General features: G+C 66.1%; 28 protein-coding genes, 1 pseudogene and 1 riboswitch. Of the genes and pseudogenes, 13 read left to right on the forward strand and 16 right to left on the reverse strand.

The window, feature by feature from the left end:
- Positions 1-2: 2 nt before the first annotated feature.
- The 5 genes from ASG79_RS14905 to ASG79_RS14925 form a co-directional block, all read right to left on the reverse strand.
- Entirely contained in the window at positions 3-971 is a 969-nt protein-coding gene (locus ASG79_RS14905; RefSeq protein ID WP_056392219.1) for a hypothetical protein, read from the reverse strand.
- Complete coding sequence (locus ASG79_RS14910; protein ID WP_056392220.1) at positions 968-1,519, reverse strand: RNA polymerase sigma factor; 552 nt, start codon at positions 1,517-1,519, stop codon at positions 968-970. Before ASG79_RS14910 ends, ASG79_RS14905 begins: the two co-directional genes overlap by 4 nt.
- A 294-nt stretch (positions 1,520-1,813) precedes the next feature.
- Positions 1,814-2,185 carry a YegP family protein gene (locus ASG79_RS14915; RefSeq protein WP_056392223.1) on the reverse strand — a complete coding sequence of 124 codons (372 nt, stop codon included), beginning with the start codon at positions 2,183-2,185 and terminating at the stop codon, positions 1,814-1,816.
- A 187-nt stretch (positions 2,186-2,372) separates the two neighbouring features.
- Complete coding sequence (locus ASG79_RS14920; protein WP_056392225.1) at positions 2,373-3,662, reverse strand: adenylosuccinate synthase; 1,290 nt, start codon at positions 3,660-3,662, stop codon at positions 2,373-2,375.
- 238 nt (positions 3,663-3,900) lie between these two features.
- A complete protein-coding gene (locus tag ASG79_RS14925; RefSeq protein WP_156400218.1) occupies positions 3,901-4,986 on the reverse strand; it encodes a M14 family zinc carboxypeptidase in 1,086 nt (361 codons plus the stop codon).
- Positions 4,987-5,170: 184 nt separating this feature from the next.
- Positions 5,171-5,274, forward strand: a riboswitch (SAM riboswitch).
- A 13-nt stretch (positions 5,275-5,287) separates the two neighbouring features.
- Here ASG79_RS14925 and ASG79_RS14930 point away from each other — a divergent pair.
- The gene (locus tag ASG79_RS14930) at positions 5,288-6,496 is read left to right on the forward strand and encodes a cobalamin-independent methionine synthase II family protein (protein WP_056392229.1); all 1,209 of its coding nucleotides are present in this window, start codon (positions 5,288-5,290) and stop codon (positions 6,494-6,496) included.
- A 201-nt stretch (positions 6,497-6,697) separates the two neighbouring features.
- The gene (locus ASG79_RS14935; RefSeq protein ID WP_056392231.1) at positions 6,698-7,327 is read left to right on the forward strand and encodes a uracil-DNA glycosylase; all 630 of its coding nucleotides are present in this window, start codon (positions 6,698-6,700) and stop codon (positions 7,325-7,327) included.
- A 12-nt stretch (positions 7,328-7,339) separates the two neighbouring features.
- Here ASG79_RS14935 and ASG79_RS23875 read toward each other — a convergent pair whose 3' ends face one another.
- The 4 genes from ASG79_RS23875 to ASG79_RS14950 form a co-directional block, all read right to left on the reverse strand.
- On the reverse strand, positions 7,340-7,480 hold the full coding sequence (locus ASG79_RS23875) for a hypothetical protein (RefSeq protein ID WP_166673119.1): 141 nt from the start codon (positions 7,478-7,480) through the stop codon (positions 7,340-7,342).
- A gap of 186 nt (positions 7,481-7,666) precedes the next feature.
- A complete protein-coding gene (locus ASG79_RS14940; protein ID WP_018772228.1) occupies positions 7,667-8,089 on the reverse strand; it encodes a DUF3151 domain-containing protein in 423 nt (140 codons plus the stop codon).
- Positions 8,090-9,109, reverse strand: a complete 1,020-nt coding sequence (gene fbaA, locus ASG79_RS14945) for a class II fructose-bisphosphate aldolase (RefSeq protein WP_018772229.1) — start codon at positions 9,107-9,109, stop codon at positions 8,090-8,092.
- A 122-nt stretch (positions 9,110-9,231) separates the two neighbouring features.
- On the reverse strand, positions 9,232-9,906 hold the full coding sequence (locus tag ASG79_RS14950; protein WP_018772230.1) for a TrmH family RNA methyltransferase: 675 nt from the start codon (positions 9,904-9,906) through the stop codon (positions 9,232-9,234).
- 40 nt (positions 9,907-9,946) lie between these two features.
- Here ASG79_RS14950 and ASG79_RS14955 point away from each other — a divergent pair, with 40 nt between their 5' ends.
- Entirely contained in the window at positions 9,947-10,789 is an 843-nt protein-coding gene (locus ASG79_RS14955; protein ID WP_018772231.1) for an HAD-IIA family hydrolase, read from the forward strand.
- Positions 10,790-10,791: 2 nt separating this feature from the next.
- Here ASG79_RS14955 and ASG79_RS14960 read toward each other — a convergent pair whose 3' ends face one another.
- The 5 genes and pseudogenes from ASG79_RS14960 to ASG79_RS14975 all read right to left on the reverse strand — a co-directional run.
- Positions 10,792-11,832, reverse strand: a complete 1,041-nt coding sequence (locus ASG79_RS14960) for a thioesterase domain-containing protein (RefSeq protein WP_056392232.1) — start codon at positions 11,830-11,832, stop codon at positions 10,792-10,794.
- A gap of 69 nt (positions 11,833-11,901) precedes the next feature.
- On the reverse strand, positions 11,902-12,522 hold the full coding sequence (locus tag ASG79_RS14965; protein WP_026266219.1) for a hypothetical protein: 621 nt from the start codon (positions 12,520-12,522) through the stop codon (positions 11,902-11,904).
- Positions 12,523-12,604: 82 nt separating this feature from the next.
- Complete coding sequence (locus ASG79_RS14970; RefSeq protein WP_056392235.1) at positions 12,605-13,378, reverse strand: GAF and ANTAR domain-containing protein; 774 nt, start codon at positions 13,376-13,378, stop codon at positions 12,605-12,607.
- A 110-nt stretch (positions 13,379-13,488) separates the two neighbouring features.
- Entirely contained in the window at positions 13,489-14,073 is a 585-nt protein-coding gene (gene pyrE, locus ASG79_RS23880; protein ID WP_196804802.1) for an orotate phosphoribosyltransferase, read from the reverse strand.
- A 48-nt stretch (positions 14,074-14,121) separates the two neighbouring features.
- Positions 14,122-15,381: pseudogene (locus ASG79_RS14975) on the reverse strand (FAD-dependent oxidoreductase); the annotation flags it as partial.
- A gap of 75 nt (positions 15,382-15,456) precedes the next feature.
- Between ASG79_RS14975 and nadE the strand changes: the two are divergent.
- Positions 15,457-16,311, forward strand: a complete 855-nt coding sequence (gene nadE / locus ASG79_RS14980; protein WP_018772237.1) for an ammonia-dependent NAD(+) synthetase — start codon at positions 15,457-15,459, stop codon at positions 16,309-16,311.
- 80 nt (positions 16,312-16,391) lie between these two features.
- Here nadE and ASG79_RS14985 read toward each other — a convergent pair whose 3' ends face one another.
- A complete protein-coding gene (locus ASG79_RS14985) occupies positions 16,392-17,186 on the reverse strand; it encodes an IclR family transcriptional regulator (protein ID WP_018771679.1) in 795 nt (264 codons plus the stop codon).
- A 165-nt stretch (positions 17,187-17,351) separates the two neighbouring features.
- Between ASG79_RS14985 and ASG79_RS14990 the strand changes: the two genes are divergently transcribed.
- The 4 genes from ASG79_RS14990 to ASG79_RS15005 are packed head-to-tail and all read left to right on the forward strand — an operon-like array spanning position 17,352 to position 21,484.
- Positions 17,352-18,068 carry a CoA transferase subunit A gene (locus ASG79_RS14990; RefSeq protein ID WP_018771680.1) on the forward strand — a complete coding sequence of 239 codons (717 nt, stop codon included), beginning with the start codon at positions 17,352-17,354 and terminating at the stop codon, positions 18,066-18,068.
- A 46-nt stretch (positions 18,069-18,114) separates the two neighbouring features.
- A complete protein-coding gene (locus ASG79_RS14995) occupies positions 18,115-19,572 on the forward strand; it encodes a short-chain fatty acid transporter (protein WP_235509820.1) in 1,458 nt (485 codons plus the stop codon).
- A 32-nt stretch (positions 19,573-19,604) separates the two neighbouring features.
- Positions 19,605-20,294 carry a CoA transferase subunit B gene (locus ASG79_RS15000; protein WP_018771682.1) on the forward strand — a complete coding sequence of 230 codons (690 nt, stop codon included), beginning with the start codon at positions 19,605-19,607 and terminating at the stop codon, positions 20,292-20,294.
- Entirely contained in the window at positions 20,291-21,484 is a 1,194-nt protein-coding gene (locus ASG79_RS15005; protein ID WP_056392242.1) for an acetyl-CoA acetyltransferase, read from the forward strand. Before ASG79_RS15000 ends, ASG79_RS15005 begins: the two co-directional genes overlap by 4 nt.
- A 54-nt stretch (positions 21,485-21,538) precedes the next feature.
- Here the strand turns inward: ASG79_RS15005 and ASG79_RS15010 are convergent, their stop codons facing one another.
- Positions 21,539-22,117 (reverse strand): GlcG/HbpS family heme-binding protein, encoded by a 579-nt coding sequence (locus ASG79_RS15010; RefSeq protein WP_056392243.1) that lies wholly within the window; start codon positions 22,115-22,117, stop codon positions 21,539-21,541.
- A 197-nt stretch (positions 22,118-22,314) separates the two neighbouring features.
- On the opposite strand from ASG79_RS15010, the gene ASG79_RS15015 reads away from it, so the two are divergent.
- From ASG79_RS15015 to ASG79_RS15035, 5 genes are all read left to right on the forward strand, one after another.
- The gene (locus ASG79_RS15015; RefSeq protein WP_186447832.1) at positions 22,315-23,544 is read left to right on the forward strand and encodes a sensor histidine kinase; all 1,230 of its coding nucleotides are present in this window, start codon (positions 22,315-22,317) and stop codon (positions 23,542-23,544) included.
- Positions 23,541-24,167: a response regulator gene (locus ASG79_RS15020; RefSeq protein WP_056392244.1), complete on the forward strand. Its 627-nt coding sequence runs from the start codon at positions 23,541-23,543 to the stop codon at positions 24,165-24,167. The genes ASG79_RS15015 and ASG79_RS15020 overlap by 4 nt, the downstream gene beginning before the upstream one ends.
- A 132-nt stretch (positions 24,168-24,299) precedes the next feature.
- Positions 24,300-24,503, forward strand: a complete 204-nt coding sequence (locus ASG79_RS15025) for a cold-shock protein (RefSeq protein ID WP_009357211.1) — start codon at positions 24,300-24,302, stop codon at positions 24,501-24,503.
- Between the two features lie 149 nt (positions 24,504-24,652).
- A complete protein-coding gene (locus ASG79_RS15030) occupies positions 24,653-24,982 on the forward strand; it encodes a hypothetical protein (protein WP_018771687.1) in 330 nt (109 codons plus the stop codon).
- Between the two features lie 55 nt (positions 24,983-25,037).
- Positions 25,038-25,820, forward strand: coding sequence for a MerR family transcriptional regulator (locus tag ASG79_RS15035; RefSeq protein ID WP_056392246.1), 783 nt, complete (start codon positions 25,038-25,040; stop codon positions 25,818-25,820).
- The last annotated feature ends 8 nt before the right edge of the window (positions 25,821-25,828 follow it).

Consider the following 25,828-nt stretch of genomic DNA (forward strand, 5'->3'; position numbering starts at 1 on the left):
AGCTACTTCAGCGGGGTGGCGGCCTTGGGGCCTGTGCCCTGCGACTCTGAACCCTCTGCGCCCTGTGTCCCTGGTTCCTGCGTCCCTGGGTTTTGTGGCTGGCCTTGGCCCGGCACCCGGCCGGTGGTGGCAGCGGAACCGGCCGCCTTCTGCGCCGTCCCGGCCGGGTCCACGCCGCCTGCCACAGTAGCCGGTGCCGGCGCCCCGGCCTTGCCCGGTCCGGCCGCAGCCGGATCCGCCGGGGTTCCCGCCGGCACAGCCCGTCCGCTGCCATCCATGCCGCCGACGGCTCCACCCACTGCAGCAGCCCCGGGTTCGGCCGCGCAGTTCCCTGGACCTGTGCCGGCGTCGTGCTTGACGGGGCCGCCACACGCCGGCGTGCGGGTGCGGCCGAACAGTCCGGCAGGATCGCGCAAAAAGCGGGACGCACGGTGTGACGCGTCCGCAGCCCCAGCCGGTGCGGCAGTTGCGCCGGACTGGGTGACTTCCCCGTCCGCGCCCACGTCTGGCCCGCCGTCGGTGGAGGAGACGGCCGACGCGGCGTCGGCCGTATGGTTCCACGGCATCCATTCCGTCAGCACGTGCTCAATGGGGCTGTCTCCGGGAGCGGTGGAGCTGGCGGCTACTCCGCCAACGCCCAGCCCCATTCCCGCCGCGAGGACCAGGCCCAGCGCGGTGGGGCGGTGCCGACGGCGGCGGCGGCGCGCCAGTTCATCGTCCGGCCGCGCACCCCGGTGGGCACCCGGCTGCTCAACCCGCTGCTCACCCTCGAGATTCCCGGAAGTGGCGTCTTCTGCCGGACCTCCTGCTGCCAGCATCGCGGCAAGCTCGCCGGTGGGCGCGGGTACGGGCAGTGAGGCCAGGGCGCCCAGCGCGACCAGGGTGTCACGGAGTTCCGCATCCTGGGCTGCACCGGCGTCCTGGAGCATGTCGTCGACAAGGGCGATGAGATTATCCGAAGCGGACGTCATGGCGTGAAATACTCCTTCACTGCCGCAAGTTCCCGAAGTTTCAGCAGCGCGCGCCGCTGGAGCTGTTTCACGGCACCGGCGCTCTTATCGATGGTTTCCGCGGTCTGTTCCACTGTCAGGCCACCCACCAGGCGAAGCGACAGCACGTCCCGCTGGTCCTGCGGCAGCCCGTCCAGCAGCCCGAGGACTTCCCGGGGTGAGATGCGCTCCAGCGCCAGCTTTTCCGCTGAGCTGTCCTGGCGCTGGTCAAGCTCTGGCTCGAACGGCAGTTTGAGCGGGCTTCGGCTTTGGCGGCGGTGGTCGTCCACCATCCGCGCATGGGCAACGGAGAAAATGAAGGTACGCAGCCCCGCATCCCCTCCGCGGACACTGTCGAGCCTGGGCAGGACGGAAAGAAACACTTCCTGCATGGCGGCCTCCGGATCCTCGACTCCCCGGGCGGTGAGATAGCCCAGTACCTGCGACGCGTACGTCTTGTAGACGAGGCTGAAGGCAGCGGTCCCGGGAGTTGGCTGGTCCGGAGCCTCGTCTGTCTGTGCATCGGTCACTGACGTAGTGCTTTCCGTCAAAGAGGGAGTTGGCAAGGTGAACGCTCAGTACATCCGGAACGCTGCCCCTACTTTACCCTTCAGTAACAACCGCTGCCGGAAGCGCCACGGCGCCGGGTAAGCGGGCCGTTGCGGGCTCCCGGCACCTGAAGCCGGCTGGGCGGAAAACAAAAGAGCCGGTCTGGAACGTGATGGGGGACAGGTTCCAGACCGACACTTCATAGGGGTAATCGCTACGCACCCCCAAAGGGTTACGCGATTTCAAAAACTTTTTGGGCAGCCGTTCCGCGGCTGTCAGCGGGCAGCTGCCCTGGTCCACCGGGGCGGCGTCGCCTGCCTGCGCGATGCCTTGGCCAGCGCGAAAAAGTGCAGCCTGGCAGGCAGGCGCCCGTCGCCACAGACAGGTACGACGGCGGAGGGCAGCTGCGCGGGAACGGCGGCGGCTGCCGCTACGGGCACGGTTGCGGGACGGGATACGTCCCCGGCGGGACAGAGGTCGGTGACCAGGCCGGTGCCGGCGCACTCACGCACGGCAGCGATCCCTGCCGCCAGGGCCTGCTTGTCCTGGTACGGCCCGGAGACAGCCACCACTGCGCCATCCGGGGCCAGGAGCCGGAACCGGAACAACGAATCAGCGTCAATGAATGCTTCAAATTTTCCGGCCATGACGATCCTTCCTTGGGCACCAGGGGGTACTACCGAGTCTTGCCGGTACGCGTGCAGCCTCACAAGACCGTGCGCGTTAAGCCTGTGTAAATTGCTTTTCCACCCGGGCCGAACGTCCCGGGACGCACAAGCGGCAGGCCACCCGCAAAGGTGGCCTGCCGCCGTCGTCATGCTGCCCTGGGGAGTGTCAGTCGTTGATGAGGTCGTTCACCACGATGGTCTGGTCCCGGTCCGGGCCCACGCCGATGGCGGAGAACCGGGTTCCGGAGAGCTTCTCAAGGGCCAGCACGTAATTCCGGGCGTTCTCCGGCAGGTCCGCCAGGGTGCGTGCCCCGGTGATGTCCTCGGTCCAGCCGTCGAAGTACTCGAAGATGGGCTTGGCGTGGTGGAACTCGGTCTGCGTCATGGGCATTTCATCGTGCCGGACGCCGTCCACGTCGTAGGCCACGCACACGGGAATCTGTTCGATGCCGGTGAGCACGTCCAGCTTGGTGACGAAGTAGTCCGTGAAGCCGTTGACGCGGGAGGCATGCCGGGCCAGGACGGCGTCGTACCAGCCGCAGCGGCGCGGGCGTCCGGTGTTGACGCCGAATTCGCCGCCGGTCTTCTGCAGGTACATGCCCATCTCGTCGAAGAGTTCCGTGGGGAACGGGCCGGCGCCAACGCGGGTGGTGTAGGCCTTGATGATGCCGATGGAGCGCGAGATGCGGGTGGGCCCGATGCCGGAGCCAACCGACGCGCCGCCGGCGGTGGGGTTGGAGGAGGTCACGAACGGGTAGGTGCCGTGGTCCACGTCCAGGAACGTAGCCTGGCCGCCTTCCATCAGGACCACCTTGCCCTCGTCCAGCGCGGTGTTCAGGACCAGGGTGCTGTCGATGACCAGCGGACGGAGCCGCTCGGCGAAGGACAGGAAGTACTCCACGATCTCGTCCACCACAACGCTGCGGCGGTTGTAGACCTTGACCAGGAGTTCGTTCTTCTGGCGCAGCGAGCCTTCCACCTTCTGGCGGAGGATGGATTCGTCAAACACGTCCTGGACGCGGATGCCCAGCCGGGCCACCTTGTCCATGTAGGCGGGGCCGATGCCGCGGCCGGTGGTGCCGATGGCGCGGCTGCCCAGGAAGCGTTCGGTCACTTTGTCCAGGACCTGGTGGTACGGGGCCACCAGGTGGGCGTTGGCGGAAACCCGCAGCTTCGAGGTGTCCGCACCGCGGGCCTGGAGCCCGTCGATTTCCTGGAAGAGGGCTTCGAGGTTCACCACGCAGCCGTTGCCGATGATGGGAACAGCGTTGGGGCTGAGAATGCCTGCCGGCAGCAGCTTGAGTTCGTACTTTTCACCGCCTACGACGACGGTGTGCCCGGCATTGTTGCCGCCATTGGGCTTGACGACGTAGTCAACACGGCCGCCCAAAAGGTCGGTGGCCTTGCCTTTTCCTTCGTCGCCCCACTGGGCTCCTACGATCACAATTGCTGGCATGGGATCCTCCCCCATTCGTTCGGGCTGCCCGGGTCCAGCCATCTGGTGGCGGGCCCATGCAGCGCCGTTCATGAGAATGCCCCGAACATACCGGCCTTCGCACAGCCGCAGCACGGCACGGCGAAGCAAGAGTTCCGGGGCTCTTACCACCCAAGTTTAGCCGATGGGGCACTTTGTCCACTGTTGTGGCCCGCCGCGGCCCTTTCGCAAATATGGGCCGCGGCGGGCGCCGGGCCTCCTACTCGTCCTCGGCCTCCCCCGCGGGCCGGGACGTCTGCTCGGCGAGCGTGTCCCAGAAGGAGGTGTCGGCGTCGGCAATGGATCCGTCCGCTATGGCCGCGGCGGTGGACGCCAGCGTGGTGACCGTCTGCTTGATCAGGTAACCATTGCTCCGCTGTCCCAGCGCGTAACCATCCAGGTAGTGGTCCGACATGCCGCGCATCTCGAAAAGCAGGGTGGCAATGCCGTATTCCACGGAGATGCCGTTGCGGCTGATGGTCTCGGCGCTGCCGCCCTGGTACCTGCCCAGGTGGCCCCAGCCGGTGGAGTCAACGTTGTTGAAGACAACGGCGCCGAGCCGCTTTGATTTCTCGACGACGGCGGGGTCGGCGTTCGGGGTGGTGGGGTACAGGATGGAGCCGGAAACCAGCTTGCCGTCGCGCTCGGCGCGGGTGCCCTGGTGGTGCAGGTCGATCATGTAGTCAATGCGGTACTTGCGCATCACGTTGTTGTGCAGCGCCTGGGTCTCCGGCTGGACCTTGGCCACATGGTCCCGGTTCAGGTCCACGCCTTCCGCGTTGTAGCGGGTGAGGTGGCGGTCCCCTCTGGCAAGGTAGTCGTCCAGGGAGAAGTTGACATCCCCCATGGCACCGTCCGCGTTGAGCATGGGCACGATGAGGATGTTCACGCCGTCCAGGATGCCTGCCGACTTGCCCGTGCCCAGGTGCTTGACGAACTCGAGGGCACCCTCGGTGGTGAGCTGTTCATTGCCGTGCTGCTGGGTCAAATACAGGATGGTGGGCTTGGCCGGGTCCGATATGTACTTGACCAGGTGGATGTCGCGGCCTTTGACGGTCTGGCCGATGACCTCCAGCTCCATGGCGGGCTGGCGCGCATCCTGGTCCTTCAGGAACGAGACCATCTGGTCGTAGGTGGCCAGCTTCGACGTGGTGATCTGGCCGTTGCCGTCGTAGGAAGGCCCTTCGCCTACGGCGCCGGCCAGGGGCGCCGGACCTGCTGCGACGGCGAGCGCGAGGGCTCCGCTAACGGCAAGGGTCCTGAGGGATTTCGTCACAGTTACCTCTTTCGAGTGCTCGGGTGGCATCCGCCGCTCCGTCGCAGCGGAGGCATGTGACATTCAGCCAACCAAGCTTAACGAAACCTGTCAATATGCTGGACAAACGCTGTAAGTACGTTCCGGTCCTGCCGCCGGCGGCCGGCCGGACATGCCCACGACATAAAGCGGTGCGGATTTGCGCGGCTCCACGCGCGTCGATTTATCTGAGAGTGGACCATCCGGAGCGGCCGAGAGACCTGGCTCGATGACGCCGCAGCAACCACGTCCCGGCAGACTCCTGCCGGCCGAAGGTGCTACTGCCAGGACCGATGGAAAGGAAGATTCCAGCATGTCCCAGAACACCGACCATATCCGCGTGACCCACGCCGGTTCATTGCCCCGCACCCCTGAACTCATTGCGGCCAACGCCGCCAAGGAAGCCGACGGCATCACGCCGGAATTTCTGGAACTCCTCGAAGCCTCCGTAGTGGACGTGGTGCAGCGCCAGATGGACCTTGGCATCGACATCCCCAACGACGGCGAGTACGGGCACACCATGTCCAGCTCGGTGGATTACGGGGCGTGGTGGAATTACTCCTTCGCCCGGCTCGGGGGCCTTGAGCCAACCACCGTTGACCGCTGGGCCGAGTCCGGGGTCCGCCGCTCGTCCCCCGGCAACGTTGTCCTGACCTCGTTCCCGGACCGGCGCGACCGGCAGGCCTTCAACGAGGCCTACAGCGATCCCGCATCCGGCATCCTCACCCACCGCAGGAGCGTTGCCCAGCCCAAGATCGCCGGACCGCTGACCTACACGGGCCAGGACCTGGTGGCCTCGGACATCCGGAACCTGAAGACCGGGCTCGCCGCCGCAGGCCTCACGGATGGCTTCGTGGCCTCCCTCTCCCCCGGCTCATGCGCGCGGGTAGCCAACGAGTACTACAAGAGCGACGAGGAACTCGTCTACGCCTGCGCTGATGCCATGCGGGAGGAATACAAGGCCATCATCGAGGCCGGCCTTACGGTGCAGCTCGATGATCCGTCCCTGGCCGAAAGCTGGGACCATATCAATCCCGAGCCGTCCCTGGACGATTACCTGAAGTTCATCCAGCTGCGCGTCGAAGCGACCAACTGGGCGCTGCGCGGCCTGCCGCAGGAACAGATCCGGCTGCACGTGTGCTGGGGATCCTGGCACGGCCCACACACCACGGACATCCCGTTCGCCGACATCATCGGCTCTGTGCTTCAGGTCAACGCCGGCGCCTATTCCTTTGAAGCGGCAAACGTCCGCCACGAACACGAATGGCGGGTGTGGGAGGACACAAAGCTCCCCGAGGGCAGGGTGATCATCCCGGGCGTTGTTTCGCATGCCACCAATGTGGTGGAGCACCCGGACCTGGTGGCGGACCGGATCGTCCGCTTTGCGGACCTCGTGGGCCGCGGGAACGTCATTGCCTCCACCGACTGTGGCCTGGGCGGCAGGGTGCACCCGCAGATCGCCTTCGCCAAGCTGGAGGCACTGGGTGAGGGTGCCCGCCGCGCCTCGAAGCGCCTCTTCTAGCCGCTCCCGCACCGACGCGCCGGCTGTGCCTTCCATCACCGGAAGGGGCGGCCGGCGTTTCGCTTGCCTGGGCTTGCTAAACTGGAGTAGGCCGACCAGGAGTTGGTCCACCCCAATCAACCGCCACTGATGTGCCGTGCCGCCGTGCGCCCATGTCCGTGGCGGCAGCAACGCCAATCCCCGCAGGAGATCCAGCACTTCATGACAGCCCTGGCACCCGAAACATTCCACGAACAGCTCATGAGCCGCCGCTACGAACCCAGCGTTGCCGCCGTCAACGAACTGTGTGATTCCCTGCAGGAGGCCAAGCCCGGAACCGTGGTGCCCTACGTGGACCCCATGCACGACGTGGAGGAATGCCGCATCATCAGCCTGTTCTCCAACATCGGCGAGGTGGATCCGTCCGGGTTCATCACCCCCGGCGACCAGGACGCTGTTACCCGCATGCTGGGGATCCAGTGGAAGCTTGGCCTGCGCCCGGAGTTCGTCATGCCGTGGAACGTCCGCCCTTGGCACGTCCCGGGCGAACCCAACGGCAAGTTCACTCCGGACCAGATCCAGTCAGGCCTGAAGCCCCTGCTGAAGTTCCTGGCCCTGGTCCCCCGCGCCTCGGTGATCGTGGCGCATGGCACCGAAGCCAACCGCCTGGCCAACCTGCTGTTGAAGACCGAGGTGCCCCTCCTCTGGCGCCGCGGCCTGAAGACCTACAAGGTCCGCTCGCTGAGCGGCCGCGCCTTCGCCGGTTCCCCGGCCCGCCAGGAGGAGTACCTGGAGGACATGCGCACTGCCTATGCAGACGCCATGGCCCGCACGGGTATTGCCAAACCTTAAGTCCTGCGCCGCTCAGCCTGTGGCATCGGACTCGGTAAACGAAATTCCCGGTGCCGATTCGTCTTCGGCTTCAACCCAGGTGGTGAAGTCGGCGTACGACATCCACGAGTAGTAGTCACAGAACCTGAGACGCGCTTTCTCCTGCTTTCCCACGCTTCGCGCAGCTCCTCCTTTCTTCCCCTGGCCCTTCGATTCTTTTAACCGAAATGAGGGACGGCGCATTCCAGGCCGGATACGAGTCACCTTCTCATTGAAAGGTGACCGCCCGCCGTCGTTCCCAGCCCGAACCCCTCCCTGGCACTCTGCACCAGGAAACAGTGCGGGCGTGGGCCCAGGGAGTTATTCGCCCTCGATGGCTGCCTTTGCCGTGGGGTCGGAATCGTTCAGGAACTTCTCGATCCGCTCCGGCTCTTCAGCCTCGCCGATGGCCGACGAGGCCCGGCCCAGGGAGTAGAGGGCCCGCAGGAACCCGCGGTTTGGCTCATGCTCCCAGGGGATGGGCCCCACGCCGCGCCAGCCGTTGCGGCGCAGCGCATCCAGTCCGCGGTGGTAACCCACCCGGGCATAGGCGTAGGAGTCGATGGTGCGGCCTTCCGTCCACGCCTCCTCAGCCAGGACGGCCCACAGGAGCGAGGACGTTGGGTGCTTCGCCACCAGGTCCAGGGCCTCCTGGCCGGCCTCAAGCTGCGCGTTCACCTCGGTTTCGGCAGGCAGGAGAGTGGGCTCCGGCCCCATCAGGTTCCGGCGGAACTCGTCCGACATCTAGAAGGTCTTTCCGGCCGAACCGAGCTGCTTGGTGGCTTCCACCACGCGGGCCGCCAGGCCGGCTTCGGCGGAGGCGCCCCAGACGCGGGGGTCGTAGGTCTTCTTGTTGCCCACTTCGCCGTCCACCTTCAGGACGCCGTCGTAGTTCTTGAACATGTGGTCAGCAACCGGACGCGTGTAGGCGTACTGGGTGTCGGTGTCGATGTTCATCTTGATCACGCCGTAGGAGACGGCGTCGGCGATTTCCTGGTCGGAGGAGCCGGAGCCGCCGTGGAACACGAGGTCGAACGGGTTGTCCTTGCCGATCTTCGCGCCCACCTGGGCCTGGATGTCCTTGAGGATCTCCGGGCGGAGCTTGACGCCGCCGGGCTTGTAGACGCCGTGGACGTTGCCGAAGGTCAGGGCCGTGATGTAGCGGCCGTTTTCACCGGAGCCCAGGGCATCGATGGTGGCCAGGGCGTCCTCAACGGTGGTGTACAGCTTGTCGTTGATGGCGTTTTCGACGCCGTCCTCCTCGCCGCCAACGGTGCCAATCTCCACTTCGAGGATCATCTTGGCGGCAGCAGTGCGGCCGAGCAGTTCGCGGGCGATGCGCAGGTTTTCCTGGAGGGTCTCGGCGGAGCCGTCCCACATGTGGGAGTTGAACAGCGGGTTCCGGCCGGCCTTGACCTCAGCCTCGGAAGCAGCCAGCAGGGGCAGGACGAAACCGTCCAGCTTGTCCTTGGGGCAGTGGTCAGTGTGCAGGGCGACGTTGACGCCGTAGTTCTTGGCTACTTCGCGGGCGAAGGCTGCGAAGCCCAGGGAACCGGCAACCATGTCCTTGGTGGATGCGCCGGACCAGTAGGCCGCACCGCCGGTGGAAACCTGGACGATGCCGTCGGACTCCGCCTCGGCGAAGCCGCGGAGCGCTGCGTTGAGCGTCTGCGAGGACGTGACGTTCACGGCCGGGTATGCGAAGCCGCCCGCCTTCGCGCGGTCGATCATTTCGGAGTAGATCTCTGGGGTTGCAATGGGCATGCTGGCTCCTCTGCTGAGTTTCGTCTGTGGGTGGAAGACCCTCAAGTAGACCGCTTACGGCTAGGCACCATCCTAGCCATTCCCGGACCACGAGGGTGTTTCGGGTCACCGCTCAGTAACACTCAGACGTGCTGGTTGAACACGTGCCGCCGGATCCAGGCGTGCATGGCGATGGCGGCTGCCGAGGCGGCGTTGATGGACCGGGTGGAGCCGAACTGCTCGATGGACAGGGTGGCGGCGGCGGCCTGGTGGACTTCGGGGGTCAGGCCCGGGCCCTCCTGTCCGAAGACCAGCACGCAGTCGCGCGGCAGCTCGTATGTCTCCAGGGGAACCGAGTCCGGGAAGATATCGATGCCGATGATCGCCAGCCCCTCCCCCTGCGCCCACTGGACGAAGTCCTCGACCGTGGGGTGGTGGCGGACGTGCTGGTAGCGGTCGGTGACCATGGCGCCGCGGCGGTTCCATCGCCGCCGGCCGATGATGTGCACCTCTTTGGCGAGGAAGGCGTTGGCGGTGCGCACCACCGTGCCGATGTTCAGGTCGTGCTGCCAGTTCTCGATGGCCACGTGGAAGTTGTGCCGCCGGGAATCGAGCTCCGCCACGATCGCTTCGTGCTTCCAGTAGCGGTACTTGTCCAGGACGTTGCGGCGGTCCCCGTCGGCAAGGAGGTCAGGGTCCCAGTGGTCGCCTTCGGGCAGTTCGCCTTCCCAGGGCCCGACGCCGACCTCCGCCTTTGCGGGCTCGGCCTCCCCGGGCTCGTGGCGGGGTTCGTCTGGCAGGCCGGGCGTTTGGTTCACCCCTCAACACTAGACTGGAGCACTGGAGCATTCATCACCGGTGGAGGTAAACGTGGCAGAAGAAGACCAGGTAGCAGCAAACCCCGCGGTTTACCGCAGCGGCCAGGAGATCGAGTGCTGGCTGACGGACATGGACGGCGTCCTGGTCCACGAGAACCAGCCGATCCCCGGCGCCGCGGAACTGATCCAGCGGTGGGTGGATACGTCCAAGCGCTTCCTGGTGCTGACCAACAACTCCATCTTCACCCCGCGCGACCTTGCCGCCCGCCTGCGTTCCTCCGGCCTGGAAATTCCGGAGGAAAACATCTGGACTTCGGCGCTGGCCACGGCGCAGTTCCTCAAGGACCAGGTGCGGGGCTCAGAGTCCGGCAACCGCGCCTACACGATCGGTGAGGCGGGGCTCACGACGGCGCTGCATGAGGCCGGCTTCATCCTCACCGACCAGAACCCGGACTTTGTGGTGCTTGGCGAGACGCGCACGTACTCTTTCGAAGCCATCACCATGGCCATCCGGCTGATCCTTGCAGGTGCCCGGTTCATCGCCACCAACCCGGATGCCACCGGCCCCTCCAAGGACGGCCCCATGCCCGCCACCGGTGCCATCGCGGCCCTGATCACCAAGGCCACCGGCCGCGAGCCGTACATTGTGGGCAAGCCGAATCCCATGATGTTCCGCTCCGCGATGAACCAGATCGATGCACACTCCGAGACCACCGCCATGATCGGTGACCGGATGGATACGGACATCATCGCCGGCATGGAAGCGGGCCTGCACACCGTCTTGGTCCTCAGCGGCATCACGCACAAGGATGACATTGCCGCGTATCCGTTCCGCCCCAACCAGGTGCTGAACTCCGTGGCGGACCTGAAGAACCAGATCTAGGACTAGAAGATGCTCACCCGGGAGCCGCCCCGGGGCAGCGGGAAGAACCCGTCCAGCAGTTCCGTCACCAGGGGCCGGTAGACCTGCGGATTCCAGCCGGGGCTGGCGTGGGCGGGTGCCGCGCCGGTGGTCTGCAGGTTGCTTGAGACCATGTTGTCCTTGAAGACCACGGCCCAGGTTTCCGCCGCGGTTTCGTAGTCGACCGTCCTGTCCTTGGGGTTCCCGATATAGGCCATCTTGGCCGTGCCCAGCTTCCCGGCGAACTGGCTTCCCTCGAAGTGGTAGATATACGCGGACTCGGTCTGGATCAGGACGCTGGAAGGTGCGATCGGGGACAGCTGCTCCAGGGTCTGGTCCAGGACCTGCCGCCAGCTCCGTTCGTCCTTGTGGATGATCCGTTCACCCAGCTCATACCCACCGCGCAGCGTGGACGGGAACCTGACGCCGCGCTCGTAAAGGAACACCACGCCGTCGAACCAGCTTTGGTCCAGCACGTCGTGCGCACTGAAGGGACTGGAGTCCAGGAGGATGAACTGCACCTGGACTCCCTGCAGGGCAAGGAGTCGGGCAGCCACCTGGGTGGCCAGCATCCCGCCGAAGCTGTGCCCGTAGAAGAAGAGCTTGGTGATCTTCTCTTCGGCAATGTAGTCGGTGATCGCGTTGACCACCTCCGTGATGTTCAGCCCCAGGTTGGAATATCCGACGGCGGCGAGCCGGGCGCGCTTGTTCAGCGCCCCGCGCAGGGTGTTGAGGATCCACTGTGCCTCTTCCCAGCTGGTCTTGTACCCCGGGAACAGGAACCAGCTGGCATCCGGGTAATAGGCGTCCGCGAAGTCGTCCGCAACGCTGAGGATTCTGGTGGTCCGGCGCTGCGACTGGACCTCGCGGGTCACCAGCATGTCGGCAGCCAGCAGCCCGGACGCCCCTGCACCCGCCAGGAACGTGCGCCGCGAAAAGCGCTTCAGCGCAGCCGCCTCCGCCAGCAGCCGGGCGTGGGAAACCCCGCGCCCGCCCTGCGGACTTACCTCCCCCTCATACGGCACACTCCTACCGTAAACCCACCCAAACGTACCGCCGCAACGGGCGGGGGTAACCGTTCGGTGACGCTGGGGTCAGCAGGCGGCCTGGCCCTCCGCGGCGGGGATTGGGGACGTGGGTTCCTGCCGGCGGCGATGGATCTCCAGGCCGATGTCGTTGTAGCGGCCCAGCAGGTCGGCACTGTCCTGGGTGTTTGGATTGTCGAGCAGCGCGAAGAGCGCGTCACTGGCCGCAAGGAGCTCCTCGTTGGAGTATTCCGTAAGGGGCGGCCCGTACAACTCCTCGATCCACATGACAGGAAGGTGTGGATACTCCCCGGCGAAGCGGCCTCCGGGGAACAGCTCACGGACGTCGCCGTCCAGGGGAAGTGGCTGCTCGCCGGATGGCCGGTTCAAGGAAGCATTGTGGGCAGCGGGTACCAGCTGCAGGGAAACGCCTGCACCACAGGCTCCCGGCAGCGCGTTGGCATCCAGCGCATTCAGGTCGCTGCGCAGGCCGGCCAGCGCGGTTGACTCCACCAGGTCCGCCATTGAGAGGTCAACGCAAATATGGCAGCGGATGCCCATTCGCCGGACACGGCGGATGATGTGGACCAGGTGGGGGCGGGAACCGCTGTCAAGGCTCCCCCGGACTTCAATCCGGACGATGTCTGCAGGGACATCAAAATTAACAACTGCGTCTAATGCTCGGTCCATAGGTACTCCAAAAGAGGTCTATGGCCGACGGCTCAACCTCCGCAAGCCTAACCTCCGCGGGAGCCCCTGCACAACCCAACCCTTAGGAACGGGCCGCGCGGATTACCTTTCCCGGCTCCTCATAGTGCGTCCGGGCACCGGCTCCGCCCACTGAGTCCACCAGGGACTTGGCGATGTCCCGCAGCTTGGTGTTGCTGTTGCTGGATGCCTCGGTGAGGATTTCGACGGCAGCCGCCTGGCTGCAGCGGTTCTGGGCCATGACAATGCCCACGGCGATGTCGATGATGGTGCGGGACTCCAGCGTGGCCCGGAGGTTCGACGCGCTGTCCGCATGCAGGGAGAACCGGACGGCAAGGCGCAGGGCCTGCGAAATTTCACGGGTGAAGTCCCGGGCCCTTGCCGTGGCCCGTCCTTCGAACTTCCGGGGAACATCGGAATAGAGGTTCAGGGCCGCCTTGGCCTCGCCCTGCAGGGTGAACGGGAGGGAAAGCACCGAACGCAGGCCATGGGCGGCAACGGCCGTTGCGTAATCGGGACCCCACCGGTTCTCCTCCAGCAGATCGGGAACGTGGACTTCGCGTTCCTCCTCCGCAGCAGTCAGGCAGGGGCCCTGAGACAAGGAGTACTGGATTTCGTCCACTTCCCGCGCCGAATCGCTGCTCCACCCGATGGTGGCCGCCTTGCGGTCACGGAGCAGGGTGATGCCACACAGGGCGTCGTCACCGTCGCCTGCCATCTGGTGGGCGGAGAAACGGGCCAGTTCGTTGAGGAAGTCCTCAAAATCAGCGCTTTCCAGGATGAGGTTCTGGACCTGGTCGGTTGCGCTCAAAGGCTGTTCTGGGGGGAGCAAATGCATGATCTCCAAGCAACTGAAAAGTGTTAAAGGACATCATAAAGCAGCGCCAACAGCCCGGCCAACGGCCAGCATACTTGTTCCCAGGCGATTTCCCGGGTCCGCAGCAGGACCTAGGACAGCCCCAGCTCGTCCTTGCTGAACGCAAACAGGTATGGAACGCCGGTCTCGGCTTCGATTTTTTCCTTGGCACCGGTGTCACGGTCCACGATCACTGCCACCGCAACCACGTTGCCGCCGGCCTTCCGGACGCCTTCCACTGCCGTCAGCGCGGAACCGCCCGTGGTGGAGGTGTCCTCCAGGACCAGCACCTTGCGGCCTTCAACGGAGGGGCCCTCCACCTGGCGGCCCATGCCGTAGGACTTCTGGGCCTTGCGGACCACGAAAGCATCCACGGCACGGCCGGCATCAGCGGCAGCGTGCATCACTGCAGTGCCCACCGGGTCAGCACCCATGGTGAGGCCGCCGGCGCACTCAAAGTCGATCCCGGCGTCGTCCGCCAGGGCGAGCATGACCTGGCCCACCAGCTTGGAGGCCTCGTGGTGCAGGGTGATGCGGCGGAGGTCGATGTAGTAGTCAGCCTCGGCCCCACTCGAGAGGATCACCTTGCCGCGGACCACGGCGAGTTCCTTGATGAGTTCGAGCAGGCGGGCGCGGGCAGCTGCGGTGTCTACCGCAGTGTCAGAGGGCGAAGTCATGGGCTCAAGTTTAGTGGGTGGGCGGACGGTGAGTGGGCGGGCAAAGCCTGGCGCGTGCTCGGGGCGGGGCCCGAAGGCGATGACGCGCGGCAGGACACGCCTGACCACGGGGTTGTGGCGCAGCATGAAGAAGACCATCCGCGTGATGGAGAACGTAGTCCGGGCACCATCGCCGGCCAGGGTCGCCCCGGACAATCTCCCGGCGAAGAGCGGAACAAAAACCACCCTGTGCAGGATGCGCTGCACGCTTTGGACCACCACTGTAGGCATGCGCCGGCGGCGCTGGATTGCCGCGAGGGTCCTGGCCCGCACGTGGCCCCGCCGCAGGTCCGGGGCCAACCGTTCGGCGGCCGCCACTGCATCCTGGATGGCCAGGTTGATGCCTACGCCGCCGGCCGGTGACATCGCGTGGGCTGCATCCCCGATGCACAGGAATCCGTCGGTGTACCAGCGCTGCAGGCGGTTCAGCTTAACGTCCAGCCAGTGAAGGTCGTCCAGGCTGCGAATGGAGTCGACGCGGTCGGCGAGATCCGGACGAAGTGCCGCCACGCGCTGCCGGAACCGTTCCACGCCGCCGGCCCTGATCCCGGCATCCGAGCCCTTGGGGGCGAGGTACCCCAGCTGGTAGTAGTCGGTGCGGTTCAGGGCAATCATGGCGTCCCCGTCACCCAGCGACGGCACCACACCCGCCACTTCGCCCTGCTCGGAAGCGTGGCGCGGGAGCCTGAACCACCAGGTGTCGAACGGCACCGGGTACTCCCTGGTGCGCATTCCCGCCGCCTCCCGCAGCACTGAATGGCGCCCGTCCGCGGCCACCACCACATCTGCATGCAGCACGTGTTCCGCCCCCGGCCCGGCCCCGCCCGTGGCCCTGTAGCGCACTCCGGTGACGCGGCCGCCGTTGAACTCCAGGCCGGTGGCCTCGCTCTCCATAAGCAGGCTGAACGTCGGTTCCGCAGCGGCCGCCGAGGCGAGGAAATCCAGGAAGTCCCACTGCGGCATCATGGCCACGTAGTTGTACGGGGGCTTCAAAGAGTCGAAGGCCGCCAGGGTGACCAGGCCGGCGCCGGGGACCGGAACAGCCACGTTGTTCAGCCTGCTTTGGGGCAGGCTGCGGAATCCCGCGCCCAGGCCAAGTTCGTCGATCAGGCGGATGGTGGAGGCATGCACCGTGTCGCCGCGGAAGTCGCGCAGGAAGTCGCGGTGCTTCTCCAGGACGGTCACCTGCACTCCGGCCCGGGCCAGCAGCAGTCCCAGCATCATTCCCGCGGGGCCTCCGCCCACCACGGCACACCCTGTCCGCTCCATGCAGTTACGCTACGCCGCGCAGGGGCCGCCCGGAACAGTTGAGGGTTGTTGACAGTGCTGGCTAGGCTGGACAACATGCGCGAACTCCAGGCCAAAATCATTGAAGAAATGGGCGTTCAGCCCCGGATCGATCCCGCGGGGGAGGTACGCAAACGCGTCACGTTCCTCAAGGAATACCTGAAGGCAACCCACACCAAGGGCTTTGTCCTGGGCATTTCCGGTGGCCTGGATTCATCCCTGGCGGGCAAGCTTGCGCAACTGGCGGTGGATGAGCTTGAGGCCGAAGGCGTGGAAGCCAATTTCGTGGCCGTCCGCCTTCCCTACGGAGTGCAGCACGACGAGGAAGATGCCCAGGCAGCCCTGGACTTCATCAAGGCCAAGACGGAATGGACGTTCAACATCTCCGCCGCCGTGGACGGTTTTGAAGACGAGTTCGAAAAGACCGTGGGCTCGGAGATCTCCGATTTCCACAAGGGCAACACCAAGGCCCGCACCCGGATGATCGCCCAGTATGCGCTGGCGGGCGAGCACAACTACCTGGTGGTTGGCACCGACCACGGCGCCGAGTCCGTCACCGGCTTCTTCACCAAGTACGGCGACGGCGGCGCGGACATCCTGCCCCTGTTCGGCCTCAACAAGCGGCAGAACCGCGCCCTGCTGGCTGAACTTGGAGCGCCGGCGCGCGTCTGGGAGAAGGTACCCACCGCCGACCTGCTCGATGACCGGCCAGGCCGAACCGATGAGGACGAACTGGGCCTCAGCTACGACCAGATCGACGACTACCTCGAAGGCCGCGAGGTTCCGGACGCCGTTGCCGATTCCATCGAACAGAAGTACCTCCGGACCCGCCACAAGCGCACCGTGCCGGTCACCATCTTTGACACGTGGTGGAAGGACCAGGGCCCCGAGGAGCCCCGCGTGGGCCTCTAGGCAGCCTCGCCGGACTTCCCCACCTTTGGCACCGGAAGGTGCCGCCCGCCGTCGTCGTTCGCGGCCAGAGCCGGGGAGGCTCAGCGGGGCCGCCGCCCGGCGTCGCCGCCCACGCCAAGCTGCTGCGTAATCCGGTGCGCCTCCGCCATCAGGAGGCCGCCGAGTTCCTCCTGCCGTTCCGGCTTGAAGCGTGGTTCGATGCCCGTCAACGACAATGCCCAAGCCGGTTTCCCGGAGCGGTCAAACACCGCCGCACCCATCCCCCAGCTTCCCTCCAGGACCAGGCCGGGGTTCACCGAATAGCCGGCCAGCCGGGTGCGGGCCAGGTTCTTCCGCACCAGTTCGGGAGTATGGTTCCCGGCGAACTCGCCCGCGTGTTCGCTCCAGCGCCCCAGCATTTCCTCCTGCTCGCTTTCCGGCAGGAAGGCCATGATGGCCGTCCCGGCCGACGCGACGCCAAGGGGGAACCGGACACCCTCGTGCAGGACGAAGGAGCGGACCGGGAAGCTGCCTTCCTCACGCAGCAGGCAGACCGTCCCGGCGCCGCGGCGGATGGAGAAGAAGGCGCTCTCGCCCGTGGCCTGCGCCAGCCGGCGGAGGCTGGGCCGGGCGATGTCCTCCAGGGGAAACCGCGCCGAAGCCACCGAGCCCATCAGGAGGATCTCGGGGCCCAGCACCCAGTTCCCCGTCACGGGATCATGGTCCAGCAGGCCTTCCGCGGCCAGGGACGTCAGGAGCCTGTGGACCGTGGGACGGGTAAGGCCGGATTCCCGCACGAGGTCCACCAGGGGCATTCCCTCCGAGCTCCTGCCCACCAGCCGCAGCAGGCCGGCGATCCGCGTTACCACCTGCGCGCCCTGCACCTGCATGGCCATAAACCCTCCTAATGTCCACAATATGGATACACGCCATCGTACTGTCCACACTGTAAATAGGCCACGCCGTGGTCCTTGACAGGCGCAATAATGCGCCCGTAGTCTCCAGACTCAGATCCCCGGCATCCACTTAGTGGACACCACCGTGCTCAACGAGGAGACGACATGAAGAAACTCCAGGCTTCCGCCGCCAGCGCCCTGGAAGGGGCCCTGCAGGACGGCATCACCCTCGCCGTAGGAGGATTTGGCCTGAGCGGCATTCCGGCCGACCTGATCGAAGCTGTGCGTGATTCCGGCGTCCGGGACCTCACCGTGGTGTCCAACAACATGGGCGTGGACGGCAAGGGGCTGGGCATCCTGATCGAGGCGGGCCAGGTCCGCAAGGTCATCGCGTCCTACGTCGGCGAGAACAAGCTGTTTGCCGAGCAGTACCTTGCCGGCAGGCTGGAGGTGGAATTCACTCCGCAGGGCACCCTGGCCGAGCGGCTTCGCGCCGGCGGCGCCGGCATCCCTGCCTTCTACACCAAAACCGGCGTGGGCACCCTGGTTGCCGAAGGCAAACCGCACGAGGTGTTCGACGGCGAAACGTACGTCCAGGAGCGGGCCATCCGGGCCGATGTCGCGCTTGTCCATGCCCACACCGCTGACACGGACGGCAACCTCATCTACCGCTACACGGCCCGGAACTTCAACCCCGTAGTGGCCACAGCCGGCACACTGACCATCGCCGAGGCGGAAGTGATCGTGGAGCCCGGCCGGCTGGACCCGAACCACGTTGCGACCCCCGGCGTCTTCGTCCAGCGGCTGGTGCAGGCGTCGGACCGGGTCAAGGACATCGAGCAGCGGACCGTCCGGCAGCGCGCCGGCCTCGTCTCCGCCTGACCGGCCTCCGACGCCGGCCACCCCAACAACGGAAGAACATCACTCAATGGAGAGAAACACCGCCATGGCCACCAGCCAGCTCGACCAACCGGACGTCCGCCAGAAGGGCTTGGCCCTGATGGCTGAAAAGCTGGCCGGATGGACGCAGAAGTGGTTCCCGGACGCTTACATCTTCGCCCTGGCAGGCGTGCTGCTGGTGGCCATCGCAGCACTCGCCATCGGCGCCTCTCCCAAGGCAGTGGTGGACTCCTTCGGAAACGGCTTCTGGGACCTCACCGCCTTCACTTTGCAGATGGCCATGGTGGTGCTGACCGGCTACGTGGTGGCCACCTCGCCGCCCGTGGCCCGGTTGATTGACCGACTGGCGCAGGTGCCAAACTCCGCGCGCGCCGCCGTCAGCTTCGTTGCCGTGATGTCCATGTCGGTGTCGTTCGTGAACTGGGGTTTGAGCCTGATCTTCGGCGGCCTCCTGGCGCGTGCCGTGGCCCGCCGGGCGGATCTGCACGTCGATTACCGGGCGCTCGGGGCAGCGGCCTTCATGGGGCTGGGCGCCGTCTGGGCGTTGGGCATGTCCTCCTCCGCGGCCCAGCTCCAGGCCACAAAGGCCTCCATTCCCCCGGCGCTGCTGAAGATCACCGGCGTCCTGGACTTCGGCACCACCATCTTCACCTGGCAGTCCCTGCTGACCCTGGTCATCCTGATGCTGCTGACCACCGTCATTGCCCACTTCTCCGCCCCCACGGGCGGCGCCGTCAAAACCGCGGCAGACCTCGGCGTCGACCTTGATGACCAGCCCGAACCGCCGGCCGAAAAGTCGCGCCCCGGCGAGTGGCTCGAATACAGCAGGGTCCTCCCCGTCCTGGCCGGGGTTCTGACGCTGGGGTGGCTGGTGTCCCAACTCCTGACCCTGCCCATCCTCAGCGTGGTCAGTTCACTGAACGGCTACCTGCTGGTCTTCCTGATGCTGGGGCTTGTGCTGCACGGAACCCCGCGCAAATTCCTCCAGTCCGTGACCAAGGCCGTGCCCGCAACCGCAGGCATTTTGGTCCAGTTCCCGCTCTATGCCGCGATGGCGGCCATCCTGACCAAGGCCACCGGCGCGGGCGGCCTCTCGGTCTCGGAGCATCTGGCCCATTTCTTCACCAGCATCGGCGGCAACGGGGCGTTCGCGGTCATCATCGCCATCTACACGGCACTCCTTGGCATGTTCGTTCCGTCCGGCGGCGGAAAGTGGCTGGTGGAGGCACCGTACGTCATGCAGTCCGCCACCGACGTGAACATGAACCTCGGCTGGACCGTGCAGATCTACAACATGGCCGAGGCCCTGCCCAACCTCATCAACCCGTTCTTCATGCTGCCGCTGCTGGCCGTCTTGGGCCTGCGCGCCCGGGACCTGGTGGGCTTCACGTTCCAGCAGTTCCTGTTCCACCTGCCGGTGGTCCTGCTGCTCGCCTGGCTGCTGGGAATGACGTTCGAGTTCGTGCCGCCGGTAATACCCAACTGAATTACAGCCAAGACGACCAAAGGAGAAAACCCATGGGATGGACCAGGGATGAAATGGCTGCGATTGCGGCCGAGGAACTGAACGACGGCGACTACGTAAACCTGGGGATCGGCATCCCCACGCTGGTGGCGAACAACCTGCCTGAGGGCGTGCGGGTGGTGCTGCAGAGCGAGAACGGGCTGCTGGGCATGGGCCCGTTCCCGTACGAGGGCGAGGAGGACGCCGACCTCATCAACGCCGGCAAGCAGACCGTCACGGTCCTGCCGGGCGGCAGCATCTTCGACTCCGCCACCTCGTTCGGCATGATCCGGGGCGGGCACGTCAAGGTGGCCATCCTGGGCGCCATGCAGGTCTCCGGCAACGGCGACCTGGCCAACTGGACCATCCCCGGGAAGATGGTCAAAGGCATGGGCGGTGCCATGGATCTGGTGGCAGGAACACCGCGCGTGGTGGTCCTCACCGAACACAACGCCAAGGACGGCACCGCCAAAATCGTCCGCGAATGCACGCTGCCGCTGACCGGGCTCAGCTGCGTGGACCGGATCATCAGCGACCTCGCCGTCTTCGACCTTCACAAAAAGGACGACGGCGGGCGGCAGCTCACGCTGACCAGGCTGGCACCGGGGGTCACCGTGGAGGACATCCGGGAAATGACCGAAGCCGGCTTTGAGGTCGCCCACTCCCTCGATCCAGCCACCACCTTGGAAGGAGCCTCGGCATGAGCCTCAAAAAGCAGTTCGGCAAGGATGTCCTGATCACCGGCTGGGGTCACAGCAGGTTCGGGAAGCTCACCGACGACACCCTGGAATCCCTCATCGTCCAGGTGGCCACGGACGCCATCAGCAGCGCAGGGATTGAGCCGGCCCGGATCGATGAAATCTACGTGGGACAGTTCAACTCCGGCATGATGCCGCTGGCGTTTCCATCCTCCCTGGCGCTGCAGGTGTCACCGGACCTGGCCGACGTCCCGTCCACCCGCGTGGAGAACGCGTGCGCCTCGGGCTCGGCTGCCTTCCAGCAGGGCACCAAGGCACTGCTCGCCGGAACCGCCAAAACGGTCCTGGTGATCGGCGCCGAAAAGATGACCCACGCGGGAGCTGATGTGGTGGGCGCCGGGCTGCTGGGCGCCGACTACGACATGGCCGGCAGGCCCTCCACCACCGGGTTCACCGGACTCTTCGCGGAAGTGGCCAGGCACTACGCCAAACGCTACGACGCTGACGGGAAGCTGGGCGACGTCCTGGGTACCATCGCGGCCAAGAACCACCGCAACGGCGTGGACAACCCGTACGCCCAGCTCCGCAAGGACCTCGGCGAGGAGTTCTGCCAAACCGTCTCGGACAAGAACCCCATGGTGGCCGATCCCCTGCGCCGGACCGACTGTTCCCCCGTGTCCGACGGTGCCGCCGCCGTCGTGCTGTCCACTTCGCCAACCGGAGGCCTCACGGCACCGGTACGGCTCGCCGGCTTTGGCCAGGCCAACGACTTCTTCCCCGCGGCGCGCAGGGACCCGACGGCGTTCGAAGCCACGCGGGTGTCCTGGCAGCGTGCCCTGGCGATGGCCGGCGTCGGGATTGAGGACCTGGACCTGGCCGAAGTCCATGACTGCTTCACCATCGCTGAGCTGCTCATGTACGAGGCCATGGGCCTGACCGAACCCGGCCAGGGCGCCCGGGCGCTCCAGGAAGGCTTGGTCTACAAGGACGGGAAACTTCCCATCAACATCTCAGGAGGCCTCAAGTCCAAAGGCCACCCTGTGGGTGCCACCGGCGTGTCCCAGCACGTCCTGGCGGCCATGCAGCTCACGGGCACCGCGGGCGACATGCAGCTCCCGGCTCCGCGCCGGGCAGCCGTGCAGAACATGGGCGGCGTGGGCATCGCCAATTACGTCAGCATCCTGGAGGCCGTGTAGCTGTACGGGACCGGTCCGCCGTCGTGGGCTGCTTTCACGACGGCGGACCGCAGCCTATTTCGCAGTGCCTGCGATGGACTCGGCGCCGGCAGTGGCGCACGCTTCGTCAAGGGCACCATCGGGCGCCCCGCCCACACCGATGCCGGCCACGGAAACGCCGTTGACCTTCAGCGGGACTCCGCCTGCCAGGAACAGGGTGCCCGGCAAGTCTGCGATCGAGGGGCCATTGCCATTGATGCGCTTGGCCAGCTCGCTGGTGGGGGTGCCGAAAGCTGCTGCGGTGTAGGCCTTTTCCTTGGCGGCCTCAATGGTGTGCGCCGCGGCATTGTCTCCCCGCAGCAGTGCCTGGACGGTGCCGAAGCGGTCAACGAGCGCCACCGTGACGAACGGCAGTTTGTCCGCCTGGCACTTGGCGAGTGCCGCGACGACGGCCTGGGCGGAGGCTGTGGCGGAGATACGGTTCTGCTGAACCACAGTCTCCGGCGCCGGCTGCACGTCAACGGCGGGCACGACGGCGGGCGCTTCAGTGCCGCTGACGCGGCCAGTGCCGGCGTTGGCGGCTGCCGTGGCTCCGGCCGTGACCAGGATTGCTGCGGCTGCGGCGGCTGTGAGTGCCTTGTGGGATTTCTTCATGGTGCGTTCCTTGGGTTGGTAGGTGTGCTGTTGCCGGTTTCCATCCTTCTCGGCAGCGGTTGGCGTGGCATCGGGCCTTCGGCTGCCCCTTGCTGGCCCGAAAGGCCAGCCGTATCAGCCAAAAGGCTGAGGAACCCGGCAGGCGTGGAGCCCTAGCATGGAAGGCAGTGCTTCCCACCACGAGATCCGGATCCCGCATGCCTGCCAAAGATTCCACCCCGGCCACCGGCCTGGCGGCCGCCGTTGCCGCCGGGGGCGCCGGGGGCGCGTCCCGTCCGGTGCCGCCCACCCCCAAGGGCCGCCTGGGCAGCATTGAGGCCGCCGTCCATCTGGGCTTCGCGGTGCTCCTGGTGGCATCGGTGGTGCGCTATGTCATGCGGCATTCCCCTTCCGACAACGTCCTGGTCCTGGGACTCGCCGCCGCCGCCTGCCTGCTGTACGCCGTCGTGGCCCTGCTCTCGCTGCGGGACCGGCACAGCGCGCCGTGGATGGTCGCGTTGGTGGCTGTCTGGGCGGTCCTGGTGGTGGCAGCACCGAGCTTCGCCTGGTGTTCCTTCGCCCTCTTCTTCCTGTGCAGGAGTGCCCTGCGCGGTGCTGCGTCCTACGTCCTGGCGGGCGGCATCACCCTGGCAACCGCGGCCGGCCTGTTCCGGCTGGGCAACGGTACGGACCTTGCCATGCTGTTGGGGCCTGTGGCCGTAGGCGTCATGCTGACGCTCATCTATGACCGGATACAGCACGACGCCGAGGAGCAGCGCCGCCTGCATGCGGAGGTCACCCAGGCCCAAGGCCAGCTGGCGGCCAGTGAACGCCGTGCCGGCACCATCGCCGAACGGGAGCGGGTGTCCCGGGAAATCCACGACACCGTCACCCAGGGGCTCGCCAGCAGCCTGCTCCTGCTCGAAGCCGCGGGGCGTGGTTGGCCAAGTGGCGCCGCGCAGCAGGATCTCCACCAGGCCACCAGCCTGCTCCGCACCAACCTGGCGGAAACCCGGAGCCTGGTCCACGAGCTTGCTTCCCCCGGGCTGGAATCAACGCCGCTGCCGGAGGCGCTGCTGCTGGCTGCCCGGCAATACCTGCCGGAAGCCACCCTTGTGGTGACAGGAGCCCCCAGGCAAGTCTCACCGGACATCCGGCACGCACTGCTGCGGGTGGTGCAGAGTGCGGCCTCCAACACCGCGCTGCACGCTGCGGCTTCAGTCGCTGCCCTGACGGTGGGCTTCCTGCCGGACGCCGTCACCCTGGACATCTACGACGACGGCGCCGGTTTTGATCCGGCGGCGGCAGCTCCGCCGTCGACGGCCGGAGGTTACGGCCTGCGGGCCATGCGGCAGCGGGTGGAGCAGCTGGGTGGCATATTCTCGATCCAAAGTGCCCCTGGCGAGGGGACCATCGTGGCGGCGCAATTGCCGTTGGAGGGCGCATGAGCAGCATCACGGTCCTGCTGGTGGACGACCACCTTGTGGTCAGGAGCGGGCTGCGCGCGTTGCTGGGAACCCAGCCTGACCTGGCGGTTGTGGCGGAGGCATCCTCGGGAGAGGAAGCGTTGCAGCTGGTGCATGCGCACCTCCCGGCTGTGGTGGTGATGGACCTTGCCATGGGCCCTGGCATGGATGGAATCGAGGCCATCAGGCGGATCCGGGATCTCAACAGCGGGCAGGCAATCCTGGTTTTCACCACCTACGACTCGGATGCCGATATTGTCCGCGCAGTCGATTCCGGCGCCATGGGCTACCTGTTGAAGGACGCCGCCCCGGAGGAAATCTTTGCCGCCATCCGCGGCGCGGTTCAGGGCAGGAGCGTGATGAGCCCGCCGGTGGCCTCGCGGTTGTTCCAGCAGCTGCGCAACCCCGAAGAAGTCCTCACCCCCCGGGAGGCAGAATTGCTCAGTTTGCTCACTGAAGGCCTCAGTAACCGGGAACTCGGGCGGCGGCTTTTCATCTCCGAGGCCACCGTCAAAACCCACCTGGCGCACATCTACGCAAAGCTCGGAGTGGATACGCGGGCGGCCGCTATTGCCACCGCGATACGCCGTGAGGGCATGCGGTAACCGCGGTTTATGGCCCTTACCCTTGCACCCGGGCCCTGTGCCCCGTACGTTTGGGACTGCGGGGACTAACTCCCGCGCACTCCGGGATGATTCCCCGGGGAGAGAATCAGAGTCACATGAAGGAATGCAGCCATGGCAACAGGCACAGTTAAATGGTTCAACGCCGAAAAGGGTTTTGGCTTCATTGCCCCCGATGACGGGTCCGCTGACGTTTTCGCCCACTACTCGGCAATCGCAACCAGCGGCTACCGCTCACTGGACGAGAACCAGAAGGTCGAATTCGATGTGACCCAAGGCCCCAAGGGCCCGCAGGCAGAGAACATCCGCCCGCTCTAAGTCTTCGGCGGCCACCGGCACCTGCCGGGACCCCATCCAGCGGCCCCTCCAGCTCAGGTTGGAGGGGCCGCTGCTTTTATGTGGGGGTTTTGTGGGGCACGTGTTCCCGGGGCCAGTCCTCCGGTTTCCCCTTTTGGGATAATTGATCCATGACCGGACAGGACCAGGACAGGGACAAGGATCCGTGGGAGGAGTTTGACGCTCTGGGGCCCGCTGCACCGGACCGCGTGCCGGGCCAGCCCGGCGGGGAGCCCTACGGTTTCGGCTTCCGCACCGGGGTACGCAGCGCCCGGGTGGCGGTCGGCTTTGCCGTTTACGCCCTGGCGCTGGGAACCATCCTGGCCCTGACCGGGTGCATTGTGTTCATCAGCCGGCAGCAGTGGCTGCTGGCGGGCCTCATGCTGGTGATCGAGGCAGTGTTTGTTTTCGCTTTCACGCGGCTGGTGGCCCAGGCCAGGCGCCGCCGGCAGGCGCGGTGACAATTTCAAACCTTGACCTTGACCTTGACGCAGCGTCAAACCCTAGGCTCGGAGCATGGAAGACATCCCCGACACTGGCACGGACTGGTCCATCCAGGACGTAGCCAGGATGGCCGGCACCACCAGCCGCACGCTGCGCCACTACGATGACATCGGCCTGCTGAAGCCCAGCAGGGTGGGCAGCAACGGTTACCGCTATTACGACGGCGCCGCCCTCCTCCAACTGCAGCGCATTCTCCTGCTGCGGGAGCTGGGCCTGGGCCTGCCGGCCATCGCGGAGGTCTTCCACCAGCAGGCTGACCCGGTCACCGCGCTCACCCGTCATCTTGAGTGGCTCGGACAGGAGCAGCAGCGGCTGGCACGGCAAATGCAATCCGTGCGGCGAACCATTGAAACAGTAAGGGCAGGAGGCCAACTGATGGCAGAGGACATGTTCGACGGCTTCGACCACACCCAGTACAAGGATGAGGTGGAGGAACGGTGGGGCAAGGAGGCCTACGCAAAATCCGACGCGTGGTGGCGCGGCATGGCTTCGGACGAAAAGCAGGAGTGGATGTCCAAGGTGGAAACCCTTGGCAACGACTGGAAGGCTGCCGCCCGCTCCGGCGTTGCTGCGGACGGTCCCGAGGCCCGGGAACTGGCAACGCGGCACGTCGACTGGCTGAGGTCCATCCCCGGGACTCCGGCCGCCGGAAACAGCGGGAATATCAAGGGATACGTCCTGGGGCTGGCGGACATGTACGTGGAAGACCCGCGCTTCGCCGCCAATTACGGCGGAGTTGAGGGGGCGGGCTTCGTTCGGGCGGCCCTTCGCAGTTTTGCGGAGAAGTATCTGTAGGGCAGAGG

The organism is Arthrobacter sp. Soil761 (genome assembly GCF_001428325.1).
GTDB lineage: Bacteria > Actinomycetota > Actinomycetes > Actinomycetales > Micrococcaceae > Arthrobacter.

Excerpts from the sequence above, each read along its gene's own strand:
- ASG79_RS14925 (WP_156400218.1), bottom strand. The coding sequence starts at position 4,986 with ATGCCACCCGAGCACTCGAAAGAGGTAACTGTGACGAAATCCCTCAGG.
- ASG79_RS14930 (WP_056392229.1), top strand. The coding sequence starts at position 5,288 with ATGTCCCAGAACACCGACCATATCCGCGTGACCCACGCCGGTTCATTG.
- ASG79_RS15035 (WP_056392246.1), top strand. The coding sequence starts at position 25,038 with ATGGAAGACATCCCCGACACTGGCACGGACTGGTCCATCCAGGACGTA.
- ASG79_RS14905 (WP_056392219.1), bottom strand. The coding sequence starts at position 971 with ATGACGTCCGCTTCGGATAATCTCATCGCCCTTGTCGACGACATGCTC.
- ASG79_RS15010 (WP_056392243.1), bottom strand. The coding sequence starts at position 22,117 with ATGAAGAAATCCCACAAGGCACTCACAGCCGCCGCAGCCGCAGCAATC.
- fbaA (WP_018772229.1), bottom strand. The coding sequence starts at position 9,109 with ATGCCCATTGCAACCCCAGAGATCTACTCCGAAATGATCGACCGCGCG.
- ASG79_RS15005 (WP_056392242.1), top strand. The coding sequence starts at position 20,291 with ATGAGCCTCAAAAAGCAGTTCGGCAAGGATGTCCTGATCACCGGCTGG.
- ASG79_RS14985 (WP_018771679.1), bottom strand. The coding sequence starts at position 17,186 with ATGGCCATGCAGGTGCAGGGCGCGCAGGTGGTAACGCGGATCGCCGGC.
- ASG79_RS14940 (WP_018772228.1), bottom strand. The coding sequence starts at position 8,089 with ATGTCGGACGAGTTCCGCCGGAACCTGATGGGGCCGGAGCCCACTCTC.
- pyrE (WP_196804802.1), bottom strand. The coding sequence starts at position 14,073 with ATGACTTCGCCCTCTGACACTGCGGTAGACACCGCAGCTGCCCGCGCC.
- ASG79_RS15015 (WP_186447832.1), top strand. The coding sequence starts at position 22,315 with ATGCCTGCCAAAGATTCCACCCCGGCCACCGGCCTGGCGGCCGCCGTT.
- ASG79_RS14935 (WP_056392231.1), top strand. The coding sequence starts at position 6,698 with ATGACAGCCCTGGCACCCGAAACATTCCACGAACAGCTCATGAGCCGC.
- nadE (WP_018772237.1), top strand. The coding sequence starts at position 15,457 with ATGCGCGAACTCCAGGCCAAAATCATTGAAGAAATGGGCGTTCAGCCC.
- ASG79_RS14990 (WP_018771680.1), top strand. The coding sequence starts at position 17,352 with ATGAAGAAACTCCAGGCTTCCGCCGCCAGCGCCCTGGAAGGGGCCCTG.
- ASG79_RS14970 (WP_056392235.1), bottom strand. The coding sequence starts at position 13,378 with ATGCATTTGCTCCCCCCAGAACAGCCTTTGAGCGCAACCGACCAGGTC.
- ASG79_RS14965 (WP_026266219.1), bottom strand. The coding sequence starts at position 12,522 with ATGGACCGAGCATTAGACGCAGTTGTTAATTTTGATGTCCCTGCAGAC.
- ASG79_RS15020 (WP_056392244.1), top strand. The coding sequence starts at position 23,541 with ATGAGCAGCATCACGGTCCTGCTGGTGGACGACCACCTTGTGGTCAGG.
- ASG79_RS14915 (WP_056392223.1), bottom strand. The coding sequence starts at position 2,185 with ATGGCCGGAAAATTTGAAGCATTCATTGACGCTGATTCGTTGTTCCGG.
- ASG79_RS14995 (WP_235509820.1), top strand. The coding sequence starts at position 18,115 with ATGGAGAGAAACACCGCCATGGCCACCAGCCAGCTCGACCAACCGGAC.
- ASG79_RS15025 (WP_009357211.1), top strand. The coding sequence starts at position 24,300 with ATGGCAACAGGCACAGTTAAATGGTTCAACGCCGAAAAGGGTTTTGGC.
- ASG79_RS14920 (WP_056392225.1), bottom strand. The coding sequence starts at position 3,662 with ATGCCAGCAATTGTGATCGTAGGAGCCCAGTGGGGCGACGAAGGAAAA.
- ASG79_RS15000 (WP_018771682.1), top strand. The coding sequence starts at position 19,605 with ATGGGATGGACCAGGGATGAAATGGCTGCGATTGCGGCCGAGGAACTG.
- ASG79_RS15030 (WP_018771687.1), top strand. The coding sequence starts at position 24,653 with ATGACCGGACAGGACCAGGACAGGGACAAGGATCCGTGGGAGGAGTTT.